Source organism: Citrobacter sp. Cpo089 (genome assembly GCF_030332695.1).
Lineage (GTDB): Bacteria > Pseudomonadota > Gammaproteobacteria > Enterobacterales > Enterobacteriaceae > Citrobacter > Citrobacter portucalensis.
The window spans coordinates 1-14,112 of record NZ_JAOWHJ010000034.1 but is presented as its reverse complement, the minus strand read 5'-3'; the positions used below and the strand labels follow the sequence as shown (position 1 = coordinate 14,112).

At 53.3% G+C, this 14,112-nt stretch carries 10 protein-coding genes and 1 pseudogene; 9 read left to right on the top strand and 2 right to left on the bottom strand.

Annotated features, from left to right (window positions below; translation table 11 throughout):
- Positions 1-36: 36 nt before the first annotated feature.
- The 7 genes and pseudogenes from hisS (at position 37) to OGX92_RS05320 (ending at position 7,979) form a co-directional block, all read left to right on the top strand.
- A complete protein-coding gene (gene hisS, locus OGX92_RS05350; protein WP_003835173.1) occupies positions 37-1,311 on the top strand; it encodes a histidine--tRNA ligase in 1,275 nt (424 codons plus the stop codon).
- A 13-nt stretch (positions 1,312-1,324) separates the two neighbouring features.
- Positions 1,325-1,945 carry a YfgM family protein gene (locus OGX92_RS05345; RefSeq protein WP_003835172.1) on the top strand — a complete coding sequence of 207 codons (621 nt, stop codon included), beginning with the start codon at positions 1,325-1,327 and terminating at the stop codon, positions 1,943-1,945.
- Between the two features lie 10 nt (positions 1,946-1,955).
- Positions 1,956-3,134 (top strand): outer membrane protein assembly factor BamB, encoded by a 1,179-nt coding sequence (gene bamB / locus OGX92_RS05340; protein WP_008785453.1) that lies wholly within the window; start codon positions 1,956-1,958, stop codon positions 3,132-3,134.
- A gap of 117 nt (positions 3,135-3,251) precedes the next feature.
- Entirely contained in the window at positions 3,252-4,724 is a 1,473-nt protein-coding gene (der, locus tag OGX92_RS05335) for a ribosome biogenesis GTPase Der (protein WP_063941707.1), read from the top strand.
- 300 nt (positions 4,725-5,024) lie between these two features.
- A complete protein-coding gene (locus OGX92_RS05330; protein ID WP_003835166.1) occupies positions 5,025-6,566 on the top strand; it encodes a peptide MFS transporter in 1,542 nt (513 codons plus the stop codon).
- Between the two features lie 63 nt (positions 6,567-6,629).
- A pseudogene (locus OGX92_RS05325) lies at positions 6,630-7,711 on the top strand (Gfo/Idh/MocA family oxidoreductase).
- A gap of 52 nt (positions 7,712-7,763) precedes the next feature.
- Positions 7,764-7,979 (top strand): zinc ribbon domain-containing protein, encoded by a 216-nt coding sequence (locus OGX92_RS05320; RefSeq protein WP_003835160.1) that lies wholly within the window; start codon positions 7,764-7,766, stop codon positions 7,977-7,979.
- Here OGX92_RS05320 and xseA read toward each other — a convergent pair.
- A complete protein-coding gene (gene xseA, locus OGX92_RS05315; RefSeq protein ID WP_125112728.1) occupies positions 7,976-9,349 on the bottom strand; it encodes an exodeoxyribonuclease VII large subunit in 1,374 nt (457 codons plus the stop codon). The genes OGX92_RS05320 and xseA overlap by 4 nt on opposite strands.
- A gap of 160 nt (positions 9,350-9,509) precedes the next feature.
- Between xseA and guaB the strand changes: the two genes are divergently transcribed.
- On the top strand, positions 9,510-10,976 hold the full coding sequence (guaB, locus tag OGX92_RS05310; RefSeq protein WP_003037756.1) for an IMP dehydrogenase: 1,467 nt from the start codon (positions 9,510-9,512) through the stop codon (positions 10,974-10,976).
- A 63-nt stretch (positions 10,977-11,039) separates the two neighbouring features.
- Positions 11,040-12,617 carry a glutamine-hydrolyzing GMP synthase gene (guaA, locus tag OGX92_RS05305; protein ID WP_003835152.1) on the top strand — a complete coding sequence of 526 codons (1,578 nt, stop codon included), beginning with the start codon at positions 11,040-11,042 and terminating at the stop codon, positions 12,615-12,617.
- Between the two features lie 88 nt (positions 12,618-12,705).
- Here the strand turns inward: guaA and OGX92_RS05300 are convergent.
- A protein-coding gene (locus OGX92_RS05300) for an IS3 family transposase (protein ID WP_174785198.1) occupies positions 12,706-14,063 on the bottom strand; the annotation gives its coding sequence in 2 pieces (ribosomal slippage) (positions 12,706-13,601 and positions 13,601-14,063; 1,359 coding nt in all).
- Positions 14,064-14,112 lie beyond the last annotated feature (49 nt).

Genomic DNA, 14,112 nt, shown 5'->3' with positions numbered 1-14,112 from the left:
TGAGGGTTCATTTTTATATTCATAAAGAGAATAAACGTGGCAAAAAACATTCAAGCCATTCGCGGCATGAACGATTATCTGCCTGGCGAAACCGCCATCTGGCAGCGCATTGAAGGCACTCTCAAAAACGTGCTCGGTAGCTACGGTTACAGTGAAATCCGCTTGCCGATTGTAGAGCAGACCCCGTTATTCAAACGCGCGATCGGTGAAGTTACCGACGTGGTTGAAAAAGAGATGTATACCTTTGAGGACCGTAATGGCGACAGCCTGACGTTGCGTCCTGAAGGGACTGCGGGCTGCGTACGCGCCGGCATCGAACATGGTCTCCTGTACAATCAGGAACAGCGTCTGTGGTATATCGGGCCGATGTTCCGCCACGAACGTCCGCAGAAAGGACGCTATCGTCAATTCCATCAGCTGGGTGTCGAAGTATTTGGCCTGCAAGGCCCGGACATCGATGCGGAGCTGATTATGCTGACCGCTCGCTGGTGGCGCGCGCTGGGTATTTCTCAGCATGTTAGCCTTGAGCTGAACTCAATCGGTTCGCTTGAAGCCCGCGCTAACTACCGTGATGCGCTGGTCGCCTACCTGGAACTGCACAAAGAGAAACTGGACGAAGACTGCAAGCGTCGTATGTACACCAATCCGCTGCGCGTTCTCGACTCCAAAAACCCGGAAGTACAGGCGCTGCTCAACGACGCGCCTGCACTGGGCGACTATCTTGATGACGACTCTCGCGAGCACTTCGCGGGCTTGTGCAAACTGCTGGAATCCGCAGGCATTGCCTATACCGTCAATCAGCGTCTGGTTCGTGGTCTTGATTACTACAACCGCACCGTATTTGAGTGGGTCACCAGCAGCCTGGGCTCTCAGGGCACCGTGTGTGCCGGTGGTCGTTACGACGGTCTGGTAGAGCAACTTGGCGGTCGTGCAACGCCTGCCGTGGGCTTTGCTATGGGTCTGGAACGACTTGTTTTGTTAGTTCAGGCAGTTAATCCGGAATTTAACGCAGATCCTGTTGTCGATATATACCTGGTTGCTTCAGGGGCGGACACGCAGTCGGCGGCAATGACGCTTGCAGAACGTCTGCGCGATGAAGTTCCTGGTGTGAAACTGATGACAAACCACGGTGGCGGCAACTTTAAGAAACAGTTTGCCCGTGCCGATAAGTGGGGCGCCCGCGTTGCACTGGTACTGGGCGAGTCCGAAGTGGCTGACGGTACTGTTGTAGTGAAGGATTTGCGCTCTGGTGAGCAAACGGCAGTTGCGCAGGATAGCGTTGCCGCGCATTTGCGCACTTTACTGGGCTAAGGAGAAGGACAGCGTGGAAATTTACGAGAACGAACACGACCAGGTTGATGCGGTAAAACGCTTCTTTGCTGAAAACGGCAAGGCGCTGGCTGTTGGGATCATTTTAGGGGTTGGCGCGCTGGTTGGTTGGCGTTACTGGACCAGCCATCAGACGGAGTCCGCACGCTCTGCTTCTCTGGCGTATCAAAATACGGTGACTGCGGTTAGCGCGGGTAAACCGGACAGCATTCCTGCCGCTGAGAAATTTGCTGCAGAGAATAAAAATACCTACGGCGCGCTGGCTTCACTGGAACTTGCGCAGCAGTTTGTTGACCAAAATGAACTTGAGAAAGCTGCAAGTCAGCTGCAACAGGGCTTGGCCGCAACCAGCGATGAAAATCTCAAAGCGGTGATTAACCTGCGTCTGGCTCGTGTTCAGGTTCAGCTTAAACAGGCTGATACCGCGCTGAAAACGCTCGACACTATTAAAGGTGAAGGGTGGACGGCCATTGTTGCCGATCTGCGCGGTGAAGCGTTGCTGAGCAAAGGCGACAAACAAGGTGCGCGTAGCGCATGGGAAGCGGGTGTGAAAAGCGATGCCTCTCCTGCTCTGAGCGAAATGATGCAGATGAAAATCAATAATTTGTCCATCTGAGAGGGACCCGATGCAATTGCGTAAATTACTTCTGCCAGGGCTGCTTTCCGTTACCCTATTGAGCGGCTGTTCACTGTTTAGTGGCGAAGAAGATGTCGTTAAGATGTCCCCATTACCGGTGGTTGAAAACCAGTTTACTCCGTCTACGGAATGGAGCACCTCCGTAGGTAACGGTATTGGTGATTTCTATTCCAATCTTCACCCTGCGCTGGCGGATAACGTTGTCTATGCAGCCGATCGCGCTGGTGTAGTGAAAGCATTGAACGCAGGCGACGGTAAAGAAGTCTGGTCTGTGAATCTGGGTGAGAAAGACGGCTGGTTCTCCCGTGCATCTGCACAGCTTTCTGGCGGTGTAACCGTGTCTGGCGGACATGTTTACATTGGCAGCGAAAAAGCACAGGTTTATGCGTTGAATACCAGCGACGGTACCACCGCATGGCAGACGAAAGTCGCCGGTGAAGCGCTGTCTCGTCCTGTTGTGAGCGATGGCGTAGTACTGATCCACACCAGCAACGGCCAGTTGCAGGCATTAAACGAAGCTGATGGCGCCATCAAATGGACCGTTAACCTCGACATGCCTTCCCTGTCTCTGCGTGGTGAATCCGCTCCGGCAACTGCCTTTGGCGCAGCTATTGTCGGCGGTGATAACGGTCGCGTGAGCGCCGTGCTGATGCAGCAAGGCCAGATGATTTGGCAGCAGCGTATCTCTCAGGCGACAGGCCCAACGGAAATCGATCGTCTGAGCGACGTTGATACCACGCCGGTTATCGTCAATGGCGTTGTTTACGCGCTGGCTTATAATGGTAACCTGACGGCGCTGGATCTGCGCAGCGGTCAAATTATGTGGAAACGCGAACTAGGCTCGGTGAATGATTTCATCGTCGACGGTAACCGTATCTACCTGGTTGACCAGAATGACCGCGTACTGGCGCTGACCACCGATGGCGGCGTGACGCTGTGGACGCAAAGCGATCTGCTGCACCGTCTGCTGACGTCCCCGGTATTGTATAATGGCAATCTGGTCGTCGGTGATAGCGAAGGCTACCTGCACTGGATTAACGTTGACGATGGTCGTTTTGTTGCCCAGCAGAAAGTCGACAGCTCAGGTTTCCTGACCGAGCCGGTCTCTGCTGATGGTAAACTGCTGATCCAGGCGAAAGACGGTACGCTGTACTCCATTACGCGTTAATCGTCCCGGCCGCTCGCTTTGAAAAACGGCTCCTGGTGCAGGGGCCGTTTTACTGTTTTTAACAACGGCGCAAAAATGTGCCCGTTGTCTGATGATTTTTTAAATGAGGCTTTAAACATGGTACCTGTGGTCGCGCTTGTCGGGCGCCCTAACGTTGGCAAATCCACGTTATTTAACCGTCTAACTCGCACCCGAGATGCGCTGGTTGCGGATTTCCCGGGTCTGACTCGTGACCGTAAGTACGGTCGTGCGGAAATTGAAGGCCGTGAGTTTATCTGTATTGATACCGGCGGTATTGATGGCACCGAAGACGGTGTTGAAACCCGTATGGCGGAACAGTCGCTGTTGGCTATCGAAGAAGCAGACGTTGTGCTGTTCATGGTGGATGCGCGTGCTGGCCTGATGCCTGCGGATGAAGCTATTGCTAAACATCTGCGTTCGCGCCAGAAACCGACGTTCCTGGTCGCCAACAAAACTGACGGACTCGATCCTGACCAGGCGGTTGTTGATTTCTACTCATTGGGTCTGGGTGAAATTTATCCTATCGCGGCGTCACATGGTCGTGGCGTTCTCAGCCTGCTGGAGCATGTTCTACTGCCGTGGATGGATGACGTTGCTCCTCAGGAAGACGTGGATGAAGACGCAGAATACTGGGCGCAGCTTGAAGCTAAAGAAAACGGCGAAGAAGAGCCTGAAGACGATTTCAACCCGCAGGATTTGCCGATTAAACTGGCAATCGTCGGCCGTCCGAACGTAGGTAAGTCCACGCTTACTAACCGTATTCTCGGCGAAGACCGCGTAGTGGTTTACGACATGCCGGGAACCACGCGTGACAGTATTTATATTCCGATGCAGCGCGATGAACGCGAATATGTGCTCATCGATACCGCGGGTGTACGTAAGCGCGGCAAAATTACCGAAGCGGTAGAAAAATTCTCAGTAATCAAAACGCTGCAGGCAATTGAAGATGCCAACGTGGTGATGCTGGTGATTGACGCGCGTGAAGGAATTTCCGATCAGGACCTGTCGCTGCTGGGCTTTATTCTCAATAGTGGGCGCTCACTTGTTATCGTTGTGAACAAGTGGGATGGCCTGACGCAGGAAGTAAAAGAGCAGGTCAAAGAGACGCTGGACTTCCGTCTGGGCTTTATTGATTTTGCGCGCGTACACTTTATCTCTGCACTGCACGGTAGCGGCGTGGGTAATCTGTTTGAATCGGTCCGTGAAGCATACGATAGCTCTACACGTCGCGTGAGCACCGCGATGCTGACGCGCATCATGACCATGGCAGTAGAAGATCATCAGCCGCCGCTGGTGCGTGGTCGTCGTGTGAAGCTGAAATATGCCCACGCTGGTGGTTATAACCCGCCAATCGTGGTGATTCACGGCAACCAGGTCAAAGACCTGCCGGATTCCTACAAGCGCTATCTGATGAACTATTTCCGCAAGTCTTTGGACGTGATGGGGACGCCGATCCGTATTCAGTTCAAAGAAGGGGAGAACCCGTTTGCGAACAAACGTAATACATTGACGCCGACTCAGATGCGTAAGCGTAAGCGCTTGATTAAGCACATCAAAAAAAGCAAGTGATCGTTGCTGATGCAGATGAAAACCCGCGCTTGTCGCGGGTTTTTTTTCGTTATTCCAACGCCAACCTCAGCCCGTGCGATGTCAATCACTATTCGTTTTTTGCCAAGTTTAAATCTAAGAAAGTAGACATTTGTCGAGTTTTCATCTTAAAGTCCGGGGGCTGGTACTAGACAAAACTAGCCTTAGGTTATCAAATGGTTAAATAACTTTTCGCCGCATGTAAAAAATCGGTCAGATACGTAACTGGCTGGCGTACATCGCGGTGTTTACACGCACGACGACATAACTTTCGGGAGAATTATGCAATCCTCTGTTAATCAAAAAGAAAGCCGAACTTTCTTCGGTCATCCTTATCCGCTCGGCTCGCTATTCTTCACAGAGATGTGGGAGCGTTTTTCGTTTTACGGCATTCGCCCGTTACTGATCCTGTTTATGGCTGCTACCGTTTATGACGGCGGCATGGGGCTGGCGCGTGAAAATGCCTCGGCGATTGTGGGTATCTTTGCCGGTACGATGTATCTCGCCGCGCTGCCTGGTGGCTGGCTGGCGGATAACTGGCTCGGCCAACAGAAAGCGGTGTGGTACGGTTCCATTTTGATTGCGCTCGGTCACTTGTCGATCGCGCTCTCGGCCATTATGGGGAACAACCTGTTCTTTATCGGCCTGATGTTTATCGTGCTCGGTTCCGGTCTGTTTAAGACCTGTATCTCAGTGATGGTTGGCACGCTGTATAAAAAAGGCGATGCGCGTCGCGACGGCGGTTTCTCGCTGTTCTATATGGGCATCAATATGGGGTCGTTTATCGCGCCGCTGATCTCCGGCTGGCTGATTAAATCCCACGGTTGGCACTGGGGCTTTGGCATCGGTGGTATCGGGATGCTGGTGGCGTTGATCATCTTCCGCGTGTTTGCCGTTCCATCGATGAAACGTTATGACAGCGAAGTGGGTCTGGACTCAACCTGGAACAGTCCGGTAGTGAAACGTAACGGTGTGGGCGCGTGGCTGCTGGCGCTGGCCGTCGGCGTAGCCGTTATCGTTACGCTGATTGCGCAGGGCGTGATTGTGATAAATCCGGTCGCGGTTGCCAGTATGCTGGTGTATGTGATTGCCGCCTCTGTCGCGCTCTATTTTATCTACCTGTTTGTCTTTGCTGGTCTGAATCGCAAAGAGCGCGCCAGACTGCTGGTCTGCTTTATCCTGCTGGTTTCCGCCGCGTTCTTCTGGTCTGCGTTTGAGCAGAAGCCAACCTCGTTCAACCTGTTCGCTAACGACTACACTAACCGTATGATCGGCGATTTTGAAATCCCGGCGGTCTGGTTCCAGTCGATAAACGCGCTGTTTATCATTCTGCTGGCACCAGTATTCAGCTGGGCGTGGCCGAAACTGGCGAGCATGAACATTCGTCCGAGCAGCATCACCAAGTTCGTTATCGGTATTCTCTGTGCCGCTGCAGGCTTTGGTCTGATGATGCTGGCAGCGCAAAACGTTCTCAGTAACGGTGGTGCAGGTGTTTCCCCATTCTGGCTGGTGGGTAGTATCCTGATGCTGACACTTGGTGAGCTGTGCCTGAGCCCGATCGGTCTGGCGACCATGACGCTGCTGGCCCCGGAAAGAATGCGCGGGCAGATGATGGGCCTGTGGTTCTGCGCCAGCGCGCTGGGTAACCTGGCCGCAGGTCTGATTGGTGGTCATGTGAAGGCCGACCAACTGGATATGCTGCCGGATCTCTTCGCTCGCTGCTCGATTGCATTGCTTATCTGCGCTGCGGTACTGATCGTCCTCATTGTGCCGATCCGTCGCATGCTGGAGAATACGCAAACTAAACCGGCTACTAGCGCCTGATAACACCTCGATTGTGCCGGGGCAGACGTGATGTCCCGGCCAATTCATTTACGAGGTGAGAACATGCTGTTAGGGTTTGTTGGGCTTGGCGCAGTCGTTGAAACGGCATACTTGCCCGCATTGCGTAAACTTTACGGTGATTCCCTGTGCTGTGTGGGATTTGACGTGCAACCTGCAAAACAGCCCGCTGGTGTGACACGCTGTGCATCGCTCGCTGAACTTCTTGCAACACCGCTTGATACCCTGTTTATCACCACCGCATCCTGCATCATCTCGATGTGCTTGAACAGGCGCTGGCCGCTCCCATCGCACGAATCGTGGTTGAAAAACCGATTGTTGCCACGCTTTCCCAAATTGAAAAACTGAAAACGCTGCTGGAGCAACCCGACGCTGCCGACCGTGTGCTGGCGCTCGACCACTGGATGGCGCGCAATGGCGCAATGGAGCTGGCATTGGGAAAACTCGGTACGCAGTGGCAGGGCGATAACCCACAACAGGCACTTGTCTCTCACTTTTCAGACGTTGTTAAAATCGACGGTTTTTTGCAGGAGCCAAGCGGATTTAACGCTACAGGAGAGCCGATCGCGCTCAACTTTGCCACTGGTGAGCCAGATACGCGTGAGCTTCGCCACCCGGACGGTGTGATTCTGGACATTGGCGCACACGTACTGGCCATGCTGCGTGAAACGGTGCGTTACCTGGGTGGTAATGACAGCATGACCCTGCAGGTGAAGAGCGCTAAAGACCGTCTTGGACATAACATCATCCAGGGTGACCTGACCACGCCTGAAGGAGAGGCGCATCTGCAAGGGCTGATTAGCGGTGTACCGCTGGATATCTGGCTGAATAAATACGCGGGGCCCGCTGGCGGACAAAAAGGTCTGCGCCTTTATCTGCGTGATGGGCGTATCATCAGCTATGACCGACGGGGTGCCGACGATGTGCTCGAATTGATTGACGGTGATGTTGTGCAACGCTGGTGTCTGCCAGGTACGATTTATGCCCATTGTCTGGCGGAACATATTCTGGGGGCGCAAAGTCTGTTTGAGCGCAGCCCGCAGGAGGTGAGTCGCACGACGCAGCGCAGGCTGGAGGAGGTCGAACGATTACTGATCCTACAGCAACAGTTGCGTGGTTCACACTAAGCGTATCATGGTAAAATTAGCGCAGAATTGAACGCCATTTAAAGGAGTCACCATGTCGATGACCTGCCCGGATTGTCACGCAGAACTGGAACCACAAAACGGTGTGGCACACTGTGAAAACTGTAAAAAAGATATTCCGTTAGAAGCGCGCTGTCCGGAGTGCCATCAGCCACTCCAGGTGTTAAAAGCCTGCGGTGCGGTGGATTACTTCTGTCAGAATGGCCATGGTCTGATCTCGAAGAAACGTGTGGAATTTGTGCCGGTTTAATCTGGCTTTTTCTTACGCGTTTTCTTTGCCGTCGTTACGCCTTTCACTTCGCTCTCTACCCAGCCGTCTGACAGGCGGGTAGTGAGCACATCACCGGTTTTTACCTGTTTGGTCTGCTTCAGCACTTTGCCGTCGGTCGCGGTAGTGACGCTATAGCCGCGAGCGAGCGTCGAGAGAGGACTCACCGCTTCAAGATGCGTCACCACATTACCGAAGCGTTCTCGCTGTGCACTTAAACGCGCGCGGATATTCTCTGCCAGACGGTACTCCAGTTGCTGAATACGGGTTTGCGCCCGATAAATGCGCGGCTGTGGGTTTTGCTGGCTCAGGCGTTGACTTACGCGCTGTTGGCGCTGATTGGCCTGCTTAATCTTATTCTCAAGGGCGAAATTCATCCTCTGACGCAGCCGCTCCAACACGGTCTGCTGACGGGCCAGACGCAGTTGTGGATGTTGCTGTTGCAAACGGTGATGAAGCTGGGTAAAGCGACGAGTACGGTTGGCGATGTAGTAGTCCATCGCCATCTCCAGACGCTGCTGGCCATGCTGAATTTGACGCAGCAGTTCCAGTTGATTGCGGCTAACAATTTCCGCCGCTGCTGATGGCGTAGGCGCCCGTAAATCTGCAATAAAATCGGCAATAGTGACATCTGTTTCGTGGCCGACGGCGCTTACTACCGGAATGCGGCTGGCAAAGATTGCCCGTGCTACGCGTTCGTCGTTAAAACTCCACAAATCTTCCAGAGAACCGCCGCCGCGCCCGACGATAAGCACATCGCACTCGCCCCGCGCGTTCGCCAGCTCAATGGCGCGAACGATCTGTCCTGGCGCATCGTCGCCCTGGACCGCGGTCGGGTAGATAATAACGGGCAGGGATGGGTCACGGCGCTTCAGCACGTGGAGAATGTCGTGCAACGCAGCCCCGGTTTTCGAGGTAATGACCCCAACGCAGTGAGCCGGAGAGGGTAGTGATTTTTTGAACTGCTGATCGAATAGCCCTTCAGCCTGCAGTTTGGCCTTGAGTTGCTCATATTTTTGCTGCAACAAGCCTTCACCAGCTGGCTGCATGCTCTCAACAATTATCTGGTAGTCGCCACGCGGTTCGTACAACGTAATGTTGGCGCGTACCAGGACCTGCTGACCGTGCTGCGGGCGGAACATTACCCGTCGATTGCTGTTGCGAAACATCGCGCAGCGTACCTGGGCGGAGTCATCTTTGAGCGTGAAATACCAGTGACCGGAGGATGGCTGAGTGAAATTCGAGATTTCACCGCTGATCCAAACTTGTCCCATTTCCTGCTCAAGCAGCAAACGAACCGTCTGATTTAGGCGGCTTACGGTAAAAATTGAGGTGGTCTGAGAGGATAACATGTGAGCGGGATCAAATTCTAAATCAGCAAGTTATTCAGTCGAAAGTAACATGCTCACAGAGGAGCGCAAGGTTTTTTTGCAAAAAAGTGTGGATGCAATCGGTTACGCTCTGTATAATGCCGCGGCAATATTTAATAACCTCCCAGGTGAGATATTGCCCATGCTACGTATCGCAAAAGAAGCCCTGACGTTTGACGACGTCCTCCTCGTTCCCGCTCATTCTACCGTTCTGCCGAATACTGCTGACCTCAGCACCCAGTTGACGAAAACCATTCGCCTGAACATTCCTATGCTCTCCGCAGCAATGGACACCGTGACGGAAGCGCGCCTGGCAATTGCCCTGGCCCAGGAAGGCGGCATCGGTTTTATCCACAAAAACATGTCCATCGAGCGCCAGGCTGAAGAAGTTCGCCGCGTGAAGAAACACGAATCTGGCGTGGTAACTGACCCACAGACCGTACTGCCAACCACTACTCTGCGCGAAGTGAAAGAACTGACCGAGCGTAACGGCTTTGCTGGCTACCCGGTAGTGACTGAAGATAACGAACTGGTCGGCATCATCACCGGCCGTGACGTGCGTTTTGTGACTGACCTGAACCAGCCGGTTAGCGTATATATGACGCCAAAAGAGCGTCTGGTGACCGTTCGTGAAGGCGAAGCGCGCGATGTCGTTTTTGCCAAAATGCACGAAAAACGCGTTGAGAAAGCGCTGGTTGTTGATGACAGCTTCCACCTGCTCGGCATGATCACCGTAAAAGATTTCCAGAAAGCAGAACGTAAACCTAACGCCTGTAAAGACGAGCATGGTCGTCTGCGCGTTGGTGCAGCGGTAGGTGCTGGCGCAGGTAACGAAGAGCGTGTAGACGCGCTGGTTGCCGCTGGCGTAGACGTTCTGCTGATTGACTCCTCTCACGGCCACTCTGAAGGCGTTCTGCAGCGTATTCGTGAAACTCGCGCTAAATATCCTGACCTGCAGATCATCGGCGGTAACGTTGCTACGGGCGCAGGTGCTCGCGCGCTGGCTGAAGCTGGCTGCAGCGCAGTTAAAGTGGGTATCGGCCCTGGCTCCATCTGTACTACCCGTATCGTGACCGGCGTCGGTGTTCCGCAGATCACTGCCGTTTCTGATGCCGTTGAAGCGCTGGAAGGCACCGGTATTCCGGTTATCGCCGACGGCGGTATTCGTTTCTCCGGCGACATCGCTAAAGCGATTGCTGCTGGTGCTGCCGCAGTGATGGTTGGCTCCATGCTGGCGGGTACTGAAGAATCCCCGGGCGAAATCGAACTGTACCAGGGCCGTTCTTACAAATCTTACCGCGGTATGGGTTCTCTGGGCGCGATGTCCAAAGGGTCTTCTGACCGTTACTTCCAGAGCGATAACGCCGCTGACAAACTGGTCCCGGAAGGTATCGAAGGTCGCGTTGCCTATAAAGGTCGCCTGAAAGAGATCATTCACCAGCAGATGGGCGGCCTGCGCTCCTGTATGGGTCTGACCGGCTGTGGTACTATCGACGCGCTGCGAACGAAAGCAGAGTTTGTACGCATCAGCGGTGCGGGTATTCAGGAAAGTCACGTTCACGATGTGACCATCACCAAAGAGTCCCCTAACTACCGCATGGGCTCCTGATAAGTTTCCGCGCCCGGCTATATGCCGGGCGAATTTGTTTCACTTGCCTCGGAATTAGCGTCAATGACAGACAATATTCATAAACATCGCATTCTCATCCTCGATTTCGGCTCGCAGTACACTCAACTGGTTGCACGTCGCGTACGTGAACTGGGCGTCTACTGTGAACTGTGGGCATGGGATGTTACGGAAGCACAAATTCGCGAATTCAACCCAAGCGGTATCATTCTTTCCGGTGGTCCGGAAAGTACCACCGAAGAAAACAGCCCGCGTGCGCCGGAATACGTTTTCAATGCGGGCGTGCCGGTGTTCGGCGTGTGCTACGGCATGCAGACCATGGCAATGCAGCTCGGTGGTCATGTTGAAGGTTCTAACGAACGTGAATTCGGCTATGCGCAGGTTGAAGTTCAGACCGACAGCGCGCTTGTCCGCGGTATTGAAGACTCCCTGACCGCGGACGGCAAACCGTTGCTGGACGTGTGGATGAGCCACGGCGACAAAGTGACCGCCATTCCGGAAGGTTTCGTGACCGTTGCCAGCACCGACAGCTGCCCGTTCGCTATTATGGCGCACGAAGAAAAACGCTTCTACGGCGTGCAGTTCCACCCGGAAGTTACCCACACCCGTCAGGGTATGCGCATGCTGGAGCGTTTTGTGCGCGACATCTGCCAGTGTGAAGCGCTGTGGACGCCGGCAAAAATTATCGATGACGCCGTTGCCCGCATTCGTGAGCAGGTTGGCAATGATAAAGTTATCCTCGGCCTGTCCGGCGGCGTTGACTCCTCCGTCACCGCGATGCTGCTGCACCGTGCTATCGGCAAAAACCTGACCTGCGTGTTCGTTGACAACGGTCTGCTGCGTCTCAACGAAGCTCAGCAGGTGATGGATATGTTCGGCGACCACTTTGGCCTGAACATCATTCACGTGGAAGGCGAGCAGCGTTTCCTGGACGCGCTGAAAGGCGAGAACGACCCAGAAGCTAAACGTAAAATCATCGGCCGCGTATTCGTGGAAGTATTCGATGAAGAAGCGCTGAAGCTGGAAGACGTTAAGTGGCTGGCGCAGGGCACCATCTACCCGGACGTGATCGAATCCGCGGCATCTGCCACGGGTAAAGCGCACGTTATCAAATCTCACCACAACGTGGGCGGTTTGCCGAAAGAGATGAAGATGGGTCTGGTTGAGCCGCTGCGTGAGCTGTTCAAAGACGAAGTGCGTAAGATTGGTCTGGAGCTGGGCCTGCCGTACGACATGCTGTACCGTCACCCGTTCCCGGGACCGGGGCTGGGCGTACGTGTGCTTGGCGAAGTGAAGAAAGAGTACTGTGACCTGCTGCGTCGCGCGGATGCTATCTTCATTGAAGAGCTGCACAAAGCTGACCTGTACAACAAGGTAAGCCAGGCGTTCACCGTGTTCCTGCCGGTTCGTTCCGTTGGTGTGATGGGCGATGGCCGCAAGTACGACTGGGTTGTTTCCCTGCGTGCGGTAGAAACCATCGACTTTATGACCGCGCACTGGGCGCACCTGCCGTATGACTTCTTAGGCCGCGTCTCTAACCGCATTATCAACGAAGTGAACGGTATTTCCCGCGTGGTGTATGACATCAGCGGTAAGCCGCCAGCTACGATTGAGTGGGAATAATATCCCTTTCCGTTAGCGGTTTTTGAACCGGTAATATGTAAAAAACCCTCTGTTTATGAACTGACCCCATAATGTTGGACAGTTTATTTTAAGCGGTTATCTGGGCCTGGGTTCGGTACTCTACCGGACTCAGGCCTTTCAGTTTCTGTTTTATTCTTTCATGGTTGTAATAGTGGATGTAGTCATCGATAGCCATGCGCAACTCGCTGATATTCTTGTGTTCCGTGAGGTAAAAACACTCAGATTTCAGTGTGCCGAAGAAGCTCTCCATCACTGCATTGTCATGACAGTTTCCCTTTCTTGACATGCTCTGTTTTAGACCCGCCTCCTTTAGCCGGTTCTGATAATGCGCCATCTGATATTGCCAGCCCTGATCTGAGTGGAGCAGCGGGTATTCGTTTTTGCCCAGTACAGATATAGCCTTCGACAGCATGTTATCCACCATCGACAGAAGAGGACGGGACTCCATCTGATACGCTACTATTTCTCCGTTATACAGATCCAGAACCGGGGACAGATACAGCTTTTCTCCGCTTATTTTAAATTCCGTGACATCTGTTACCCACTTCTGGTTGGGTTTATCCACACTGAACTGCCGGTTCAGTACATTACCCGCAACTTTCCCATGCCGGCCTTTGTAAGAGTTATATTTCTTCCTTCTGATACAACAGGTTAAATCTAACACCTTCATTAACCTCTGAACCGTTTTATGGTTCAGTAAGCTTCCTTCCCGGCGGCCAGCCAGCGTGATTCGCCTGTATCCATACCGTCCTTTATGTTTATGGAACAGCGTTAAAATATGCTGCTTATCATCGGCATATTTGTCTGGTTTTTTACCGTTGGCCAGTTGCCAGTAGAACGTGCTTCTTGCCAGTCCTGCAGCTTTTAACAAGCGTGCAAGAGGGAACTTCAGCCTTAACTCATTCACGACCTGCGCTTTATCCCGCGTCCTGACGTGCTTCTTTCCCTGAGTAAGGCCTGCAGCTTTTTTAGATATGCCACTTCAGCACGCAGTTGTTCAAGTTCCTCACGTTCATCCGGAGCAAGGGGGGTCTGCAAAGGAGGGACGGGGTGATTCTCAGGGCGTTCTGGCATCGTTTTTTTCCTGCGTCGACTGTCTGTAAGGGCTTCTAATCCCCCTTCATCATACAGTCGTTCCCACTGACTAACAGTGGAAAAGGCAGGGATAGTGAATTTTGCACAGACTTCGCGAACAGACAGCTGGTGTTCACGCATATGCAGGATAACGGACTCTTTAAAAGCAGGAGAATAGGTGAAATGCCGGGTTGTAAGCCCGGCTTCGCCATGGAGCTTCCAGGCGGCAGACCATTTACGAACGGCACTGTGATCGATACCAAAACGTTTTGCAGTCGCCTCCTGTCCTTCCAGCCCGGAAAGATAGTGCTGCACAACCTCAAGCTTGAAGCTGAGAGAATACTTGCTCATAAAAAACTGCACCTTACTTCGTTGGGTGTCCAACTTTTTGGGTGCAGTT

Bases quoted from the DNA above. Each gene is read 5' to 3' on its own strand.
- OGX92_RS05320 (WP_003835160.1), top strand. From the start codon at position 7,764: ATGTCGATGACCTGCCCGGATTGTCACGCAGAACTGGAACCACAAAAC.
- der (WP_063941707.1), top strand. From the start codon at position 3,252: ATGGTACCTGTGGTCGCGCTTGTCGGGCGCCCTAACGTTGGCAAATCC.
- guaA (WP_003835152.1), top strand. From the start codon at position 11,040: ATGACAGACAATATTCATAAACATCGCATTCTCATCCTCGATTTCGGC.
- guaB (WP_003037756.1), top strand. From the start codon at position 9,510: ATGCTACGTATCGCAAAAGAAGCCCTGACGTTTGACGACGTCCTCCTC.
- xseA (WP_125112728.1), bottom strand. From the start codon at position 9,349: ATGTTATCCTCTCAGACCACCTCAATTTTTACCGTAAGCCGCCTAAAT.
- bamB (WP_008785453.1), top strand. From the start codon at position 1,956: ATGCAATTGCGTAAATTACTTCTGCCAGGGCTGCTTTCCGTTACCCTA.
- OGX92_RS05330 (WP_003835166.1), top strand. From the start codon at position 5,025: ATGCAATCCTCTGTTAATCAAAAAGAAAGCCGAACTTTCTTCGGTCAT.